The sequence below is a fragment of the Echinicola sp. 20G genome (assembly GCF_015533855.1).
In the GTDB taxonomy this organism is placed as follows: Bacteria; Bacteroidota; Bacteroidia; order Cytophagales; family Cyclobacteriaceae; genus Echinicola.
Genome location: NZ_AP024154.1, coordinates 2,007,070 through 2,023,451, shown reverse-complemented (window position 1 = coordinate 2,023,451; position 16,382 = coordinate 2,007,070). Strand labels below are relative to the sequence as shown.

At 40.5% G+C, this 16,382-nt stretch carries 18 protein-coding genes; 9 read left to right on the top strand and 9 right to left on the bottom strand.

Annotated features, from left to right (window positions below; all coding sequences use genetic code 11):
* The first annotated feature begins 1 nt into the window (after position 1).
* The 4 genes from JL001_RS08765 to coaE are packed head-to-tail and all read left to right on the top strand — an operon-like array spanning position 2 to position 2,434.
* Positions 2 to 538: a DUF1573 domain-containing protein gene (locus JL001_RS08765; protein WP_200975737.1), complete on the top strand. Its 537-nt coding sequence runs from the start codon at positions 2 to 4 to the stop codon at positions 536 to 538.
* Positions 539 to 540: 2 nt separating this feature from the next.
* The gene (yajC, locus tag JL001_RS08760; protein WP_200975736.1) at positions 541 to 861 is read left to right on the top strand and encodes a preprotein translocase subunit YajC; all 321 of its coding nucleotides are present in this window, start codon (positions 541 to 543) and stop codon (positions 859 to 861) included.
* 9 nt (positions 862 to 870) lie between these two features.
* The gene (locus tag JL001_RS08755) at positions 871 to 1,836 is read left to right on the top strand and encodes a YbbR-like domain-containing protein (protein WP_200975735.1); all 966 of its coding nucleotides are present in this window, start codon (positions 871 to 873) and stop codon (positions 1,834 to 1,836) included.
* Positions 1,829 to 2,434 carry a dephospho-CoA kinase gene (gene coaE / locus JL001_RS08750; protein ID WP_200975734.1) on the top strand — a complete coding sequence of 202 codons (606 nt, stop codon included), beginning with the start codon at positions 1,829 to 1,831 and terminating at the stop codon, positions 2,432 to 2,434. The genes JL001_RS08755 and coaE overlap by 8 nt, the downstream gene beginning before the upstream one ends.
* Before the next feature lie 5 nt (positions 2,435 to 2,439).
* Here coaE and JL001_RS08745 read toward each other — a convergent pair whose 3' ends face one another.
* Complete coding sequence (locus tag JL001_RS08745; protein WP_200975733.1) at positions 2,440 to 2,682, bottom strand: hypothetical protein; 243 nt, start codon at positions 2,680 to 2,682, stop codon at positions 2,440 to 2,442.
* A gap of 192 nt (positions 2,683 to 2,874) precedes the next feature.
* Here JL001_RS08745 and JL001_RS08740 point away from each other — a divergent pair, with 192 nt between their 5' ends.
* The 3 genes from JL001_RS08740 (at position 2,875) to atpC (ending at position 5,438) form a co-directional block, all read left to right on the top strand.
* Positions 2,875 to 3,366 carry a C40 family peptidase gene (locus tag JL001_RS08740; RefSeq protein WP_200975732.1) on the top strand — a complete coding sequence of 164 codons (492 nt, stop codon included), beginning with the start codon at positions 2,875 to 2,877 and terminating at the stop codon, positions 3,364 to 3,366.
* A 229-nt stretch (positions 3,367 to 3,595) separates the two neighbouring features.
* On the top strand, positions 3,596 to 5,098 hold the full coding sequence (gene atpD / locus JL001_RS08735; protein WP_200975731.1) for a F0F1 ATP synthase subunit beta: 1,503 nt from the start codon (positions 3,596 to 3,598) through the stop codon (positions 5,096 to 5,098).
* 94 nt (positions 5,099 to 5,192) lie between these two features.
* The gene (gene atpC, locus JL001_RS08730) at positions 5,193 to 5,438 is read left to right on the top strand and encodes an ATP synthase F1 subunit epsilon (RefSeq protein WP_200975730.1); all 246 of its coding nucleotides are present in this window, start codon (positions 5,193 to 5,195) and stop codon (positions 5,436 to 5,438) included.
* Positions 5,439 to 5,495: 57 nt separating this feature from the next.
* Here the strand turns inward: atpC and JL001_RS08725 are convergent, their stop codons facing one another.
* The 6 genes from JL001_RS08725 to dnaK all read right to left on the bottom strand — a co-directional run bounded on the left by JL001_RS08725 (position 5,496) and on the right by dnaK (position 13,063).
* Positions 5,496 to 6,686, bottom strand: a complete 1,191-nt coding sequence (locus JL001_RS08725; protein ID WP_200975729.1) for a 6-bladed beta-propeller — start codon at positions 6,684 to 6,686, stop codon at positions 5,496 to 5,498.
* Positions 6,687 to 6,718: 32 nt separating this feature from the next.
* Complete coding sequence (locus JL001_RS08720) at positions 6,719 to 7,456, bottom strand: MIP/aquaporin family protein (protein ID WP_200975728.1); 738 nt, start codon at positions 7,454 to 7,456, stop codon at positions 6,719 to 6,721.
* A 25-nt stretch (positions 7,457 to 7,481) separates the two neighbouring features.
* Positions 7,482 to 8,984 (bottom strand): glycerol kinase GlpK, encoded by a 1,503-nt coding sequence (gene glpK / locus JL001_RS08715; protein WP_200975727.1) that lies wholly within the window; start codon positions 8,982 to 8,984, stop codon positions 7,482 to 7,484.
* Positions 8,985 to 8,988: 4 nt separating this feature from the next.
* Positions 8,989 to 10,554, bottom strand: a complete 1,566-nt coding sequence (locus tag JL001_RS08710) for a glycerol-3-phosphate dehydrogenase/oxidase (RefSeq protein ID WP_200975726.1) — start codon at positions 10,552 to 10,554, stop codon at positions 8,989 to 8,991.
* Positions 10,555 to 10,679: 125 nt separating this feature from the next.
* Positions 10,680 to 11,054: a co-chaperone GroES family protein gene (locus JL001_RS08705; protein WP_200975725.1), complete on the bottom strand. Its 375-nt coding sequence runs from the start codon at positions 11,052 to 11,054 to the stop codon at positions 10,680 to 10,682.
* Between the two features lie 77 nt (positions 11,055 to 11,131).
* A complete protein-coding gene (gene dnaK, locus JL001_RS08700) occupies positions 11,132 to 13,063 on the bottom strand; it encodes a molecular chaperone DnaK (RefSeq protein WP_200975724.1) in 1,932 nt (643 codons plus the stop codon).
* Between the two features lie 438 nt (positions 13,064 to 13,501).
* Here dnaK and JL001_RS08695 point away from each other — a divergent pair, with 438 nt between their 5' ends.
* Together JL001_RS08695 and JL001_RS08690 are read left to right on the top strand one after the other, a co-directional pair.
* Positions 13,502 to 13,732 carry a hypothetical protein gene (locus JL001_RS08695; protein ID WP_200975723.1) on the top strand — a complete coding sequence of 77 codons (231 nt, stop codon included), beginning with the start codon at positions 13,502 to 13,504 and terminating at the stop codon, positions 13,730 to 13,732.
* A 47-nt stretch (positions 13,733 to 13,779) separates the two neighbouring features.
* On the top strand, positions 13,780 to 14,574 hold the full coding sequence (locus tag JL001_RS08690) for an MOSC domain-containing protein (protein ID WP_200975722.1): 795 nt from the start codon (positions 13,780 to 13,782) through the stop codon (positions 14,572 to 14,574).
* A 56-nt stretch (positions 14,575 to 14,630) separates the two neighbouring features.
* Here the strand turns inward: JL001_RS08690 and hemE are convergent, their stop codons facing one another.
* Both hemE and JL001_RS08680 read right to left on the bottom strand, forming a co-directional pair.
* Entirely contained in the window at positions 14,631 to 15,680 is a 1,050-nt protein-coding gene (gene hemE, locus JL001_RS08685; RefSeq protein ID WP_200975721.1) for a uroporphyrinogen decarboxylase, read from the bottom strand.
* A 136-nt stretch (positions 15,681 to 15,816) separates the two neighbouring features.
* Positions 15,817 to 16,335 (bottom strand): hypothetical protein, encoded by a 519-nt coding sequence (locus JL001_RS08680; protein ID WP_192010746.1) that lies wholly within the window; start codon positions 16,333 to 16,335, stop codon positions 15,817 to 15,819.
* Between the last annotated feature and the right edge of the window lie 47 nt (positions 16,336 to 16,382).

The window sequence follows — 16,382 nt, the reverse complement described above, 5'->3', positions numbered from 1 at the left end:
TATGAAATATTTATTCTTGCCTGCAATCTTCCTTGCAGGTTCTCTTTTTGTATCAAGTTGTGAAACAAAAAACAAAGAGAAAATAGCAGAACTAGAACAAAAAATTGCCAAACTGGAAGAAGATCAAAATAGCGCCATGGCAAAGCCCAGCAATGTGCAAAGCGTAGCCAAAATCGATCCTTCTACCTTAGGCAGCTTTAAGTTTGATGAAATGGAATATGACTTCGGCACCATCAACCAGGGAAAAGTCGTAGAACACATATTCAAGTTCAAAAATGACGGCAAATCACCACTGGTCATTTCCAATATCCAGGCCTCTTGTGGATGTACCACTCCAGACTGGACCAAGGAACCTATCAAGCCAGGAGAAGAAGGTCATGTAAAAGTAAGCTTTAACTCTGCTGGAAAAGCAGGAGCCCAAAGCCCTACAGTAACCATCACAGCCAACACTTCTCCAAGTGTGACCAGATTAAAATTAAAAGGAACCGTTAATACAAATACCACAGCCAGCAAAACCGTTGGCCCGGTGAAAAAGTAATCATGATAAGTACAATATTATTACAAGCGCAAGGTGCCGGAGGAAGCGGCATTTATGGACAGATATTTCTTTTTGGCGGCATCATTTTGATCATGTATTTCTTCATGATCAGACCACAGCAGAAAAAGCAAAAAGACGCCAAAAACTTTATCGATTCCATTAAAAAAGGAGATCAAGTAGTAACCATCGGTGGAATTCACGCTAAAGTGAGCAGCATTGAAGGAGACACTGTCATCCTAGAATTGGACAGAGGTTTTAAAATCAAAGTTGAAAAATCAGCCGTATCCGCTGAATTCTCAAAAAAAGTCAACGAAACTAAATAAGCTGAGATCTTGAGTAGATTTCAAAAATACTTCGGGAAGCTTCAAAAAAAGAAAGCATCTGACATCAAAGTGGTGGCCCTCTGCGTAATAGCAGCCACCACTTTTTGGGTTTTGAATGCTTTGAACAAAGACAACTATTCCACAGTAGTCAGCTACCCCATTGAATTCCAGTACAATGCTGAAGAATACATGGCAGTCAAAGAACTGCCATCTGAAATCAAAATTGAAATCAATGGCAATGGTTGGGACCTTTTCAGGAAATATTTCAATTTCAATGTAAATCCATTTGCTATAGAGCTTTCCAATCCTGATAACCAGGACTATTTGCTTTCTTCCGAATACAGAAGAAGTCTGGGAGAAATCTTAGCTCCAACCAACCTTTCAGCAATTCTAACAGACACCTTGAAATTTGACTTTGACAAAATCATCGAAAGCGATCTAATTGTCAAAATCGACACATCAACTTTGGAACTTGCTCCTCATCATGAATATGCCAGTGAAATCACCATTGAACCCATATCAGTCCATGTAAAAGGGCCTGAATCTAAAATAGATGCCTTAGGAGACTCTTTAGTCTTAGCATTGAATGAAACAGGAATTCAACAAAGCTTTAACCAGTCAATCTCCATTGACATGCCTGAGGATTTACAACCATTCATTGAATTTTCTCCTAAAAACATTCAAGTGACTTTTGATGTCGTGGCATTTCTTGAAGGCAATAAAAGACTGAAAATAAGAGAGGAAAATTTCCCAAAAAATGTCACCCTTTCCAGGGATGTTTCATCCGTTCTCATGAACTATAGAGTAGACGAAAGAAAGGTTTCTGAGCTTAGGAACGTTGAGTTTGAAGGAATCCTCAATTATAGACACCGAAATAAAGAGGATAGCACTGTTACCATAGAAGTGTTGAACTTACCGGATTATATCAAGTCGGTAGAAATTGAACCAAATACTTTTAAATTAAGCTATGACTGATCAAAAACCATTATTGATTGGCATTACCGGAGGTATTGGCGCAGGAAAATCTACTGCTGCTAAAATTTTTTCCGTTTTAGGAATCCCCGTTTACTCGGCTGATGATCGGGCAAAGTGGCTTATGGCGCATAATGAAACCTTAAGAAAAGAAATACAAGACACTTTCGGTAAAGAAGCCTTTCTCCCTGACGGAAGTTTGAACAAACTCTATTTGGCCAATGAGGTCTTTTCTGACGAACAGAAGACAAAAAAAATCAATAGTTTGGTCCACCCTGCGGTCAAATCAGATTTCGAATTCTGGGCATCTAAACAAAATACACCATATGTACTCAAGGAAGCTGCCCTTCTTTTTGAAACAGGTTCTTATAAAGAACTAAATAAAATCATCAATGTAAGCGCTCCTGTAAAGCTTCGTGTTAGTCGGGTTCTCATGCGAGATCCACAGCGTTCAGAGGAGCAAATCAATGCGATTATTGATCGACAATTGCCAGATACCGATAAAAATAATTTGGCGGACTTTATAATTAAGAATACGGAAAACCAACAACTGATACCACAAGTCCTAAAGATACACAATGAGCTGTTGCTCCTGAATTGAAAAGGCTATAGCTTCAAATTGATCTGATCCAAATAGAACTTCATCCTGGTATGTTCATGGTTTAGAAAATCTATTTTGTCGATCTTATCCAATTTATGGTTATAAAAAACTTCCACGTATTCATTGTCAAGAAGATATAAATTCACCTTGTGCGCATAATACCTAATCCCCACCACAAAGGTTCCTTCGGTGTAGAGCTTATTGATCTTTTTATGCAGAGGCAATTTTTTAAAATCTTCTTTAATCATCTTGTTATCAAGGAGTTTCCAACTTCATGTTTTTCACTAAAGTATAAAACTATTAACCATCTCTGTTAACTTCAAGTTTCAGACCATGAATATTTTTTCTTTTTCAAGGTTAATTTCGGCTTTCAAGTCATTAGGCTAATATTGCTTAGATCAAGATACTTCAGTATAATTGAAAAACGATTCACCAAACCAATGACTCTACCAACACGCCTCAAAGCTAAGCGCACAATTCTTCTAGTACCTTCACTACTCATTTTGATTTTTTTCAGTTCCTGCTCCGCTTCAAAAAAAGCCTACCGCCGCAATGTAAATACTGTTGTCCAAACCGCTAAATCATATCGAGGCACTCCTTACCGATACGGTGGCGCCACCCGATCAGGCATGGATTGTTCCGCTCTGCTTTATTTGTCATTCAATAGTGTTGGAATAAGTCTCCCAAGAACCTCTAGCGAGCAGAGCAAAACTGGAAAAAAGGTATCAATAAAAAAATTGGAAATAGGAGATGTGGTTTTCTTTGCTACCGGAAAGAAAAGGAACAAAGTGACTCATGCGGGAATTGTGACGGACACGGGCAGGCGCAGCATCCAGTTTATTCACTCTTCATCTTCTTTGGGAGTAACGGAAGACAATCTCTTCTCTACTTACTGGAACCCAAGGTTTGTACGGGCAAGGAGGTATTTTTAATTCCAACAGCAATGATAACAAATTGCAAAAATTTAGTTATAAAACAACTTTCCAAAATTTACCTCTCGAAAAAAGGCCTCTTCCAATCTGCCCATCAGAAATGCAACTTATAAAAAATTGACCTAAAGTGGATTAATTTTTAAAACATCCTTTGGTATTAACCATTATTAGTTAATTTTGCAGTCGAATAATAGATTTGCATTAATTCCTTTTACATTAATACACAAAAATGGCGAATACTGGTAAGATAACTCAGGTAATTGGCCCCGTAGTGGACATCTCGTTCGAAGGGGGAAAACTACCGAATATCCTGGACGCACTCGAAATCACCAAGGAGAATGGTCAAAAAGTAGTATTGGAAGTTCAACAACACCTCGGTGAAGACCGTGTGAGAACTATCGCAATGGATTCCTCAGAAGGATTGGTAAGAGGTATGGCAGCTGTCGATATGGGCGCTCCTATTTCTGTTCCAACTGGTGAAGGTATCAAAGGGCGTTTGTTCAATGTGGTTGGAGAACCAATCGATGGTCTACCTAAAGTAGATTCTGCTAATCGACTTCCTATCCACAGACATGCTCCTAAATTTGAAGACTTGTCTACTTCCACTGAAGTGCTTTACACAGGTATTAAAGTTATCGACTTGATCGAGCCGTATGCCAAAGGTGGTAAAATTGGTCTTTTCGGTGGTGCCGGTGTAGGTAAAACCGTATTGATCCAGGAATTGATCAACAACATCGCCAAAGCTTATTCAGGTCTATCTGTATTTGCTGGTGTTGGTGAAAGAACCCGTGAAGGAAATGACCTTTTGAGAGAAATGATCGAGTCTGGTATCGTAACTTACGGTGATGATTTCGTTGAGTCTCTTGAAAATGAAGGTGGATGGGATCTTTCCAAAGTAGATATTGAAAAACTTAAAGATTCTAAGGCAACATTTGTGTTCGGTCAGATGAACGAACCTCCTGGTGCTCGTGCTCGGGTAGCCTTGACAGGTCTTACGCTAGCTGAATATTACCGTGATGGTGAAGGTGATGGCGCTGGTAAAGATATCCTATTCTTTATCGATAACATCTTCCGATTTACCCAAGCTGGTTCTGAAGTATCCGCCCTTTTGGGACGTATGCCTTCAGCGGTAGGTTACCAACCTACACTAGCAACAGAAATGGGTGCCATGCAAGAGAGAATTACCTCTACCAAGCACGGTTCCATTACTTCCGTACAAGCCGTTTACGTACCTGCGGATGACTTGACTGATCCGGCTCCTGCGACTACTTTCGCCCACTTGGATGCCACTACAGTACTTTCCCGTAAGATTGCCGAGCTAGGTATCTACCCAGCAGTAGATCCTTTGGACTCTACTTCTAGAATCCTTGAGCCAGGTATCTTGGGAGATGAGCACTATGACTGTGCTACTAGGGTAAAAGAATTACTTCAACGTTATAAAGAACTTCAGGATATCATCGCCATCCTTGGTATGGAAGAACTTTCTGAAGAAGATAAGTTAGTTGTACACAGAGCTAGAAGGGTACAAAGATTCTTGTCTCAGCCTTTCCACGTTGCAGAACAGTTTACAGGCCTTAAAGGTGTGCTTGTAGACATCAAAGATACCATCAAAGGCTTCACCATGATCATGGACGGTGAGTTGGATCACCTTCCTGAAGCAGCATTCAACTTGGTAGGTAACATCGATGATGCTATCGCCAAAGGTGAGAAAATGCTCGCTGAAGTTAAATAATTAAACACCTCTTCCTTATAGAGGAACAAATCACAGGGTAAAAGCTTATTCGTCTGCTTTTCCCTGTGATTTTTTAAACCAAACTAGCAGCAACATGCATTTAGAAATCATAACACCGGACAAAAAGGTATTTCAGGGGGAAGTATCCGAAGCCAGTTTCCCAGGCGCTTCAGGTGCTTTTCAGGTATTGAAAAACCACGCTCCTATTGTATCTGCACTGGCAAAAGGAACCGTTTCTTACACTACCAATGACGGCAAGCAATCTCTAGAAGTAGACGGCGGTGTAGTGGAAGTTAGAGATAATGAAATTATTCTTTTAGCTGAAAAAATCCTGGATTAATCAGCTAAGCATCAAGATAAGAAAAAAGCGAACCAAATTTGGTTCGCTTTTTTTGTTTCACTTAAACGTCACCTCTATCAGGTAAAAGCTTTCCACATCTTTTATTTTTTCATGAAACGGACTGTTTTCCATAAGGATATATTCCTTTAATAAAGCTCCTTGCCAAACACCCACAAACATTTCTTTTTCTTCATCTACCACCTGAATAGGGGGTAATGCTATATGGTAACGTTCATTTTCAATAAAGGCTCTTCCATTGGCTATCACTTTATTTTCAGATTTAGAATAAAGCGAATGAAAACGTCCATAATTTTCATCAAACGAATTAATGACCGCATATTTACTTGACTCCTTCCAACTCCCCGCAAACCCTGATTTACCTTTGAAAATAGACTTAACTTTTTCAAAATCATGTTTCCTAGATTTAAAGTATGCCCCATTTGGTAAAATAACCTCCTGCTCCCAATTCTCTGGCATTGGATTAGGTTGGTATTTTATAGCAAAACGCTTTATCAAAGTATCTGCAGATTGAACATGATAAATAGTGGGATCAAAATTTTGATAAAACCTTATAGAATCCCTATATCGCGCAAAAGGACTTATTGGAACAGTCACCGAAGCCCAATCCAACTCAGCAGGGTAACTCAAAGCAGTATTTTTTAAACTAAAATCCTTATCCAGAAAACCAATTTTATAGTAAACATCATTAAAAGGACCATTAAAGCCACTGTATGCTTTAAACCCGACATAACCACCATCATCTCCTACTAACTGAGTAACATTATGAAATATGAGAGGGTCTTTGGTCTTAAAAGAGCTCTCAGCAATAAATTCCTTATCAAAAACCACAATTTTTTTCAGGTTGAAATCATAGATTTCCAAACAGCCTTCTTCATTTAACCAATAATCATTTATTTGCCGTACTTCTAATGGCCCCGGCCCTTTCTCACCCACTTGCTTGACCAACTTCCCCAGCCTATCATAGACTTTGACTTCACCTGAATTAAATCGATCAAATAAGATATAATGATCCTTTGTAATCAAAACCCTATCCGCTCCCTTCAAATAATCACCATCTTTGTCTTCAAGTGGAACAAAACGGATTTCTTTAATTATAGAGGAGATGTCCACACTATCCTCAATTTCCTCAGTATTGATAACTATGGTCTCTACATCATTTTTAATTGTTTCTTTAGCCTGAGTGCAGGCCACTAATAAAGCCAGCGCTAAAAAATAATATTTGCTCATTTGATAAAAATTCATTTTCGGTTTGACAAAAATTAGTTTGTGCCCAAAAATAAATACAAAACAGCAGCCAAACAAGCCCCGACCAAAGGCCCCAAAATGGGCACCCAACTGTATGCCCAATCACTTCCTCCCTTTCCTTTGATCGGTAAAATTTGATGGGCCAAGCGAGGCCCTAAATCCCTCGCAGGGTTAATTGCATAACCAGTAGTACCTCCAAGTGACAGGCCAATCACCCAAACCAAAAAAGCCACAGGCAAAGCACCTAAAGCACCTAGTCCAATTGGAGTATTGTTGGGATCTTCCAAATTGGCTCCAGTGGAATACAAAATCACAAATATCAATACAAACGTACCCACCACTTCTGAAAGGAAATTCGAAGAATAGTTTCTAATGGCAGGAACAGTTGCGAAAGGAGCAAACTTCAAACCTTGATCATCAGTAGCATCAAAGTGATCCTTGTATATCAACCAAGCAATACTAGCTCCAAATGCCGCCCCCAATACTTGCGCAGTGATATAACCCGGCACTAATGCCCAATCAAATAAGCCAGCAACAGCCAGTCCGACACTCACAGCGGGATTGAGATGGGCACCGCTATATGGCCCCGCGACAACTACACCAATAAATACGCCCAAGGCCCAGGCTGTAGTAATCACCATCCAGCCACTATTATTTCCCTTGGTTTGCTTCAACACTACATTGGCTACAACTCCTGATCCCATGGTAAGTAACAGCGTCGTTCCTATAAATTCAGCTAAATAAATATTCATAAGGTATTCCTGAAAGTGTAAAAAATCATTCTTCTTCCCAGTCTTTGGTTCTCTCAACTGCCTTATGCCAAAAATGAAGTTTCTCTTTGACAATATCCTCCTCCAATTTGGGTTCAAAACTGGCGTCTTCTTCCCATAGCTGCTCCAAGGCTGCCTCATCTTTCCAGTAACCTACAGCTAAACCAGCCAAGTAAGCTGCCCCCAAAGCAGTAGTCTCGGTTATCTGTGGCCGCTTAACCTCACTTCGAATCAGATCAGCTTGAAACTGCATCAAAAAATTATTGGCTGAAGCACCTCCATCTACTCTCATTTCCTTTGTTTTCTCCCCAGCATCCTTTTCCATGGCACTAAGGACATCATAAACCTGATAAGCTATTGCTTCCAGGCCCGCCCTTGCAAAATGGGCTTGAGTAGTCCCTCTAGTAATTCCAAAGAAGGCTCCTCTGGCATCCTGGTCCCAGTAAGGTGCTCCCAAGCCTGTCAATGCAGGAACAAAATAAACCCCTCCACTATCTTCCACGCTGGTAGCAAGTGACTCACTTTGCTCAGCATGTTGAAAAACCTTTATTCCATCTCTCAACCATTGAATGGCCGCTCCTCCGATAAACACACTTCCTTCCAAAGCATATTTCACCTTCCCGTTGACCTCCCAAGCAATGGTCGTGAGCAATTGGTTGTTTGAAGCAACTGGTTGTTCACCGGTATTCATCACCAAAAAACAACCTGTTCCATATGTGGTCTTTGCCATACCGTGACGGGTACATAATTGCCCAAAAAGTGCCGCTTGTTGGTCTCCTGCTATACCTGCTATCGGAATTTTGGAAGACAAAACATCTCCTGCAGTGGTACAGTAAACCTCACTGCAGGATTTTACTTCTGGTAATATGGACTCAGGAATATCAAATAACTCCAACAGTTCTTTGTCCCATTCTTTTTCATGAATATTAAAAAGCAAGGTTCTGCTTGCGTTGGTTATGTCGGTAATATGTTCCTTTCCTTTTGTCAACTTCCAGATCAACCAACTATCGACCGTCCCAAAACATATTTTACCTTTTGCTGCCTTTTCACGTGCTCCATCCACATGATCCAAAATCCACTTAATCTTTGTAGCGGAAAAATAGGCATCAATGATCAACCCGGTTTTCTTACTTATTTTTTCAGAATAGCCCTTCCTTTTCAGTTCATTACAATAGGCCGAAGTCCGTCTATCCTGCCATACTATCGCCTTATACAGCGGTTTTCCTGTATCCCTGTCCCAAAGAATAGTTGTCTCCCTTTGATTGGTAATCCCGATTCCAGCGATCTGATTAGGAGCGATTTCTGCCTTGGCAATTACCTCCAAGATGACTGAGGCCTGTGAGGTCCAAATCTCAGCAGGGTCGTGCTCCACCCAACCTGACTTAGGGAAATACTGCTTGAAATCCTTTTGGGCCAAGGCGACAATTTGACCTTGCCTATCAAAAAGAATGGCCCTGGAGCTAGTTGTACCTTGGTCCAACGCCATGATAAATTGGTTATTTTGGGTCATTGTTTTATATTTTAATCAAATACTTCTTAGCTATATTCTCAAAATCTACCAACTCCTTATTGATCCATACATCATCTTCTTTCAATTCCTCGGCCATCAGTTTGGCTACCAATGGCGCCATTTCTAATGCAGTCTTAGTATCCAGAATCAACATCCTTATTCTTCTGGACAACACATCTTCCACCTTCATGGCCATTTCCTCTCTTACAGCCCAGACCACTTCCCCTGCAGTATAAGGGTAGTCAGCGTGAAGAAGCTTTGCATAAGCCGGATTATCCTTGATCATTTGGAGAATCTTGACCGCTTCATTGCCATATTTTTTCCAATGGCCTTCCAGAATAACCTCCCCATAACCATGTATTTTAACTTCCCATGATTTACTCACCCTTAATTCTTCACCAGTTATTCTATGAAAATAATTGACCGTATCTTCTCCCATCTTCCTAAACGTGGTCCATTTACCACCTGTAAGGGTCACCAAACCCGAATCAGCAACGATAATCTTATGATTTCTGGAAATTTCTTTTGTTTTGACTTTTCCTTCTTTAGGGGCTGCCAAAGGTCTCAATCCGGCATAAACAGCTAAAATATCTTTTCTGCTTGGTTTTTTGGTCAAATACAAGCCAGCTGTATTTAGGATAAAAGAAACCTCTCTAGACAATGCTTCTGGTTCCTGTTTTGCCTTCTCTCTCAATGTATCTGTAGTCCCCATCACCAGCTTCCCTTTCCAAGGCACGGCAAAAAGCACACGACCATCAGAAGTTTTTGGAATCATCAACGCATCAGCTCCTCCTAAAAATTCATTGGACAGGACCAAATGAACCCCTTGGCTCGGTTGAATCATCTTTGCCACTTCCGGTTGATCCATCCTCAAAATTTTATCCGCAAATACTCCTGTCGCATTTACCACCATCTTAGCTTTCACCTGATAGTTTTTCTTGCCAAGAGCATCCCTTACTTTAAGCCCAGCCACTTTTTGATTTTCATCCTTCATCAGAGCAGTCACAGGAGTGTAATTCAACATTAGCCCACCTAAGTCATCACAAGTCTGGGCAATTGCCAAAGCCAATCTGGCGTCATCAAACTCTCCATCATGATACACTACCCCTCCAAGCAATCCCTCTTGCTTTATCTGAGGTAACCGCTCAATAGTTTCTTCTTTTGAAATAAAATAAGAATCTCCAAGACTCAACCAACCTGACATCCAGTCATAAACCTTAAGCCCAAGAGTATACCTGAGTTTCCCCAAATAAGAATAGATAGGAATGACAAAAGGTTGCACATGGGCTAAGTGGGGAGCGTTTCTAAGAATCCGCCCTCTCTCCCTTAACGCTTCCCAAACCAAAAGAATATCCCCTTGGGCCAAATACCTGACACCACCATGAACCAATTTAGTACTTCTACTGGAAGTGCCTTTAGCAAAGTCGGATCGCTCAAAAAGCACGACACTCAATCCTCTCGACAAAGCGTCCAGAGCTACCCCTAAACCTGAAGAACCTCCTCCAATTATCGCTATATCCCAAATCTTTTCATCATTTTTTAATTGCTTGAGGTTACGGGGTCTGTTCATAGGGTAATTGGCTTAAAAATGTATTGGATAAGTTAAAAAAAATCATCCCCTAAAACAATTTAGACTCGGCTAAAATCCAATTATAGCAATGCCTTTTTGAAAGTAGGCACAAAAAAAAGGAGCTATTAAAGCTCCTCTTCTCTTTCCAGCATCAAAATGGCATTTTGAGAGACAATATAGAATTTCTCTCCCTCATAAATTACTTCATGAGCTCCATTCAATAAGAAAATGGCTAAATCACCTTCTTTCGCTTGGAGCGGCACATACCGAATGTTCTCTTCTTTTTCTTTCCAAGGCTCATCTTCTTCCACATGCATTGGAATGGGATAACCTGGACCGGCCTTTATGATATAGCCTTGCTGTACCTTTTCCTTTTCCTGGACACCAGGAGGAAGGTAAAGACCACTTGAGGTCTTCTCGGTGGCCTCTTTAGGTTTGATCAATACCCGATCACCTACTACTACCAGCTTTCTAAGCTTATTGTCTTCCGTCAACCGCATTGTTAGTTCACTTGGATTAAAAACAAAAAGCACCCCGAGTACACGAGATGCTTTTTACTTATTGATCTCGAAGAAAATTATTTCTTATCTTCTTCGTTTACTTCTTCATAATCTACATCAGAAACACTGTCTCCAGCATCCGCACCTGCTTCAGCAGAAGCACCTGCTCCCGCTCCAGCAGCACCTTCAGCACCAGCTCCTTGAGTAGCGTTGTACATTTCTGTAGAAGCCGCTTCCCATGCTTTGTTAAGTTCTTCAATAGCAGGAGTGATGGCAGCCAAATCCTGGGCTTGGTGAGCTGATTTCAACTTCTCCAATGCTCCATTGATATTGGTTTTATTTCCATCAGAAAGCTTATCACCGAATTCTTTCAACTGCTTCTCAGTTTGGAAGATCAAACTGTCAGCTTGGTTAAGCTTTTCGATTTTTTCTTTTTCCTCCTTATCAGAAGCAGCATTAGCTTCAGCCTCTTTTTTCATTCTTTCGATTTCCTCATCAGAAAGTCCTGAAGAAGCTTCGATTTTGATTTTCTGCTCTTTACCTGTTCCCTTGTCCTTGGCAGATACGTGAAGGATACCGTTCGCATCAATATCGAAAGTTACTTCGATTTGAGGCACACCTCTTGGTGCTGGCGGAATGTCGCTCAATTGGAATCTACCGATACTTCTGTTATCCTTGGCCAAAGGTCTTTCACCTTGAAGTACATGAATATCCACTGCAGGTTGGTTGTCAGCTGCGGTAGAGAAAGTCTCAGACTTCTTGGATGGAATGGTAGTGTTGGCTTCGATCAATTTGGTGAATACTCCACCCATGGTTTCGATACCTAAAGAAAGCGGTGTCACATCTAGCAACAATACATCTTTCACTTCACCAGTCAATACACCACCTTGGATGGCAGCACCAATGGCTACTACCTCATCAGGATTAACACCCTTAGACGGCTTCTTACCGAAGAACTTCTCTACTTCTTCCTGAATTTTAGGGATCCTTGTAGAACCACCTACCAAGATTACTTCGTCAATTTCTGAAGGAGACATGCCTGCATCAGACAAGGCCTTCTTGCAAGGCTCCATAGAACGCTTCACCAATGTCTCAGACAGTTGTTCGAATTTGGCTCTAGAAAGGTTTCTTACCAAGTGCTTAGGGCCTGTTTGGGTCGCAGTGATATAAGGAAGATTGATCTCAGTAGAAGATGAACTTGAAAGCTCAATCTTAGCTTTCTCAGCAGCTTCCTTCAAGCGCTGAAGCGCCATAGGGTCTTGCTTCAAGTCAATATCCTCTTCAGATTTGAACTCTGCTGCCAACCAATCAATGATCACTTGGTCAAAGTCATCTCCCCCAAGGTGAACATCACCGTTAGTAGACTTCACTTCGAATACACCATCACCCAACTCTAGGATAGAAATATCAAATGTACCACCACCAAGATCATACACTGCAATTTTCATATCCCTGTCCTTCTTGTCCATACCATAGGCCAAGGCTGCTGCAGTAGGCTCGTTGATGATTCTTTTCACTTCCAAACCTGCAATTTGACCAGCTTCCTTAGTGGCGTGACGTTCTGCATCATTAAAGTAAGCTGGAACAGTAATGACTGCCTCTGTTACTTCTTGTCCCAAGAAATCCTCAGCAGTTGACTTCATTTTCTGAAGAATCATCGCTGAAATCTCTTGAGGTGTATATGATCTGTCACCGATTTTCACAGCTACAGTATCATTGGAACCTTTTTCAACTTTATAAGAGGCATGTTTCTTCTCATCAGAAACCTCAGAGAATTTTTTACCCATAAACCTTTTCACGGATGAAATGGTATTGGCTGGGTTAGTGATTGCTTGTCTCTTTGCTGGATCCCCTACCTTTCTTTCTCCATTTCCATTGTCCAAAAATGCCACAATAGAAGGGGTAGTTCTTCTTCCCTCACTGTTCTGGATCACCACTGGCTCATTACCTTCCATTACGGCAACGCAGGAGTTAGTGGTTCCCAAGTCTATACCAATAATTTTTCCCATAACTTTATTATATTTCTTTATTGCTGTTATTCTATCTGTTACTCGAAAACATAATTAACAACTCATGTGCCAAGCCTATTTCAGAAACTTTCTGTGTCAGATTGGCAGTATTTATGACACATAACTTTCTGATCGGTACAAAAGTCTGTCAAACTTATTTTACTATTACTTTCTAAGAATGTTATTTTGTCAAACCCTGTTTAGAATATAGAAACCTCAATTATTTTCTCCGTCACTTTAATCAGAGGATTAGTCACATTTATTATTAAAATCTTCATTTTTTGATGTACTTCATGCAACCTTTTGGTCCTCAAACGCATCTAAAGAGTATGAAGCATCAGTTTTTGGACTGGTTATGATCTGCAATTAGGCATGCTAGAGCAATAGCATTTTTCAGAATTAAACTATTAAAACAAGTAAATCACACCAATACATTAAATGAAAATTTCCCGTAAAGATGAACGCGTACGATGGGCCCTGGTCTTTTTGATAGGCCTTTTGGTATCTTTCATTATTTCGGAAATGGATGAAAAGCCACAAAAGTCAAGTAATATTTCACAGTCGGATTCAACCCTTAAAGCAAAAGATCTTAAGTTTCCTTCTGATAAAATCATCTTGAAATTACTCCCAGATCAAGCAGACAAACCCAAAGAACTTCTTCACTATTAATATTTTTTTCTGACAATCCTCTTAATTTAGTTGATCAAAAGTCAGCTATGAAAATTCAAGATATCTATATCTACCCAATCAAGTCGCTTGGTGGTACCCGGGTGGAGAAAGCTCAAGTACTAACCAAGGGCTTTAGGTGGGACAGAAGGTGGATGCTGGTCGATGAATCAGGCAAATTCCTAACGCAACGTACGCTTCACCATATGGCTTTGCTACAAGTAAGTCTGCAGGAAGAAAGTTTAAAGGTTCAACATAAACATCAGCCAGAACTAACCCTTGAAATCCCTTTTGTTCCAGAAACTGATGAATTTATAACCGTTAATGTATGGGAAGACTCTCTCAAAGGCCAAATTGTCAGTTCTAGAGCCAACCAATGGTTTTCTAAAATCCTCAAAGTAAATTGTAAGTTGGTTTTTATGCCAGAAAGCACGGTCCGTAATGTCGAAGAAAAATATTCGACCAATGGGGAAACGGTAAGTTTTGCGGATGCTATGCCTTATCTATTGATTGGCCAATGCTCCTTGGATGACCTCAATCAAAAATTGGATACTCCTGTCCCCATGGAGCGCTTCCGACCCAACATCGTATTTTCTGGTGGGAAAGCATTTGAGGAAGACCTTTGGAGTGAAATCATTATTGGAGAAACGCGTTTTAAAGTAACCAAGCCGTGTGCCAGATGTGTCCTCACTACCGTGGATCAGAATACCGGGACCAAAGGAAAAGAACCGCTCAGAACTTTGGCTACTTACCGATTAAAGGACAAAAAAGTACTTTTCGGCCAGAACCTAATATCCCTAGATCATGGAGTAATTAAAATAGGGGATAAAATTATTATAAAATAAAACCTCCACCTGAACAGGTGGAGGTTTGTAAGCCGTATTCAAACTTCTATTTTATTTTATACTGTTTCCGCTCTCATTTGAGAACTGTATTCCTTTACAGTATTGATAAAGACTTTTACCTTTTCAGGATCAATATCAGGGTAAACACCATGCCCCAAGTTGGCAATGTGCCTTCCCATCCCAAACTGATCCAGCATTCTTTTGGTTGCTGCTTCTACCTCAGCTGCTGAGCCATATAATGCCGCAGGATCTAGGTTACCTTGCAACGTCTTTCCTGCTCCGATAAGCTTCCTCGACTCTGCAATGCCCATGTTCCAATCCAGGCCAATAGTTTCACAATTGAGTTGGGCCATTTCTTCCCTTGCAAAGAATGCTCCTTTGGCAAAAACAGTTACCGGCACCTCGGTGATGGCATCGCAAATTGTGGAAATATATTTCAAAGAATACTTTTTATAATGATCAGGAGGCAATATTCCTGCCCAACTGTCAAATATCTGCACCATATCTGCTCCAGCTGCAATCTGGGCTTTCAGGTAATTAATGGTAGACTTGGTGATCATATCCAAAAGCAATTCAGCCAATTCAGGCTCCTGATAAAGCATAGCCCTGGACTTGGAGAAGGTCTTGCTTCCTGATCCTTCCACCATATATGCAAAAATGGTCCAAGGAGCTCCAGCAAAACCAATCAATGGCACACGTCCATTCAAGGCCTTCTTGGTGATTTTGATGGCATCGATCACATAACTTAAATCATCCACCCCATTTGCAATTCTCAACTTCTTTAAATCTGTAGCAGAGGACACGGTTTTAGGAAATTTTGGCCCTCTCTTTTCTATCATCTCATAAGGCAAGCCCATTGCCTCCGGAATCACCAAGATATCCGAGAAAATAATAGCTGCATCCACCCCCAAGAGATCCACAGGCTGTATGGTAACTTCAGCCGCCAGCTCTGGAGTTTGTGCCAATTCTATAAATCCGCTAACGCTATTCCGCACTTCCCGGTATTCGGGTAAAATCCTTCCTGCTTGCCTCATCAACCAAACAGGTGTTCTTTCTACTTGCTCCCCACGGGCAGCCCTCAATATCAAGTCATTTTTAAATTGCATGGCACAAAGATAGTTGATTGCAATAAATAATACGAACCATCAAACTTAAATGGACTTAGCTTTCCATTCATGGACTTCTAAAAAACAAAAAAGCCACCAAAAGATCTTCGGTGGCTTTCAAATTCTTTTGGGATATTTATCTAGTCAATCTAATAAAATCCCCTTCCTCAATATCAAGATATTTCATGGTTGCTTCATAGTCATAGAAATCCATTCTTGCACTTGAGCTGACTAAATCTGCCGGCAAAACCACTACCCTGAACAACAGATTGTCTGTCCAGTAAGAGTCTAATTGTGCAAAATCTATAGGAGAGTTATCCAAGAAAATACTGAAGTCAACTGGTGTATAATCAAAATTATAAACCAAAATTCCATTTTCAAAGTAAAAGGTTTGCGGCAAAAGTCTCCATGCAAACGCCTCTGAATCTACTGGTGAAGCTTCATACATATAAACCAATACTGCATCTCCTTCAACAAGTGGCTCTGTGAAATCAAAAAACTCGATATAATTATTCTCGGCATTAAAACTAACTTCAACCTCGTAAGCCTCACCAACAATATTTATCCCCGGTTCACCTGGAGGTCCTTCTGGCCCTTCACATGCTTGCATGATGATTCCTGTGGCCACGAATAAAATCAAAAATAGTTTTTTCATAATAGGGGAGTTTAGTATTACATTATTTTCTCTAGACGGTTTTTTAG

Bases quoted from the DNA above. Each gene is read 5' to 3' on its own strand.
- JL001_RS08765 (WP_200975737.1), top strand. From the start codon at position 2: ATGAAATATTTATTCTTGCCTGCAATCTTCCTTGCAGGTTCTCTTTTT.
- yajC (WP_200975736.1), top strand. From the start codon at position 541: ATGATAAGTACAATATTATTACAAGCGCAAGGTGCCGGAGGAAGCGGC.
- coaE (WP_200975734.1), top strand. From the start codon at position 1,829: ATGACTGATCAAAAACCATTATTGATTGGCATTACCGGAGGTATTGGC.
- JL001_RS08745 (WP_200975733.1), bottom strand. From the start codon at position 2,682: ATGATTAAAGAAGATTTTAAAAAATTGCCTCTGCATAAAAAGATCAAT.
- JL001_RS08740 (WP_200975732.1), top strand. From the start codon at position 2,875: ATGACTCTACCAACACGCCTCAAAGCTAAGCGCACAATTCTTCTAGTA.
- atpD (WP_200975731.1), top strand. From the start codon at position 3,596: ATGGCGAATACTGGTAAGATAACTCAGGTAATTGGCCCCGTAGTGGAC.
- atpC (WP_200975730.1), top strand. From the start codon at position 5,193: ATGCATTTAGAAATCATAACACCGGACAAAAAGGTATTTCAGGGGGAA.
- JL001_RS08725 (WP_200975729.1), bottom strand. From the start codon at position 6,686: ATGAGCAAATATTATTTTTTAGCGCTGGCTTTATTAGTGGCCTGCACT.
- JL001_RS08720 (WP_200975728.1), bottom strand. From the start codon at position 7,456: ATGAATATTTATTTAGCTGAATTTATAGGAACGACGCTGTTACTTACC.
- glpK (WP_200975727.1), bottom strand. From the start codon at position 8,984: ATGACCCAAAATAACCAATTTATCATGGCGTTGGACCAAGGTACAACT.
- JL001_RS08710 (WP_200975726.1), bottom strand. From the start codon at position 10,554: ATGAACAGACCCCGTAACCTCAAGCAATTAAAAAATGATGAAAAGATT.
- JL001_RS08705 (WP_200975725.1), bottom strand. From the start codon at position 11,054: ATGCGGTTGACGGAAGACAATAAGCTTAGAAAGCTGGTAGTAGTAGGT.
- dnaK (WP_200975724.1), bottom strand. From the start codon at position 13,063: ATGGGAAAAATTATTGGTATAGACTTGGGAACCACTAACTCCTGCGTT.
- JL001_RS08695 (WP_200975723.1), top strand. From the start codon at position 13,502: ATGAAAATTTCCCGTAAAGATGAACGCGTACGATGGGCCCTGGTCTTT.
- JL001_RS08690 (WP_200975722.1), top strand. From the start codon at position 13,780: ATGAAAATTCAAGATATCTATATCTACCCAATCAAGTCGCTTGGTGGT.
- hemE (WP_200975721.1), bottom strand. From the start codon at position 15,680: ATGCAATTTAAAAATGACTTGATATTGAGGGCTGCCCGTGGGGAGCAA.
- JL001_RS08680 (WP_192010746.1), bottom strand. From the start codon at position 16,335: ATGAAAAAACTATTTTTGATTTTATTCGTGGCCACAGGAATCATCATG.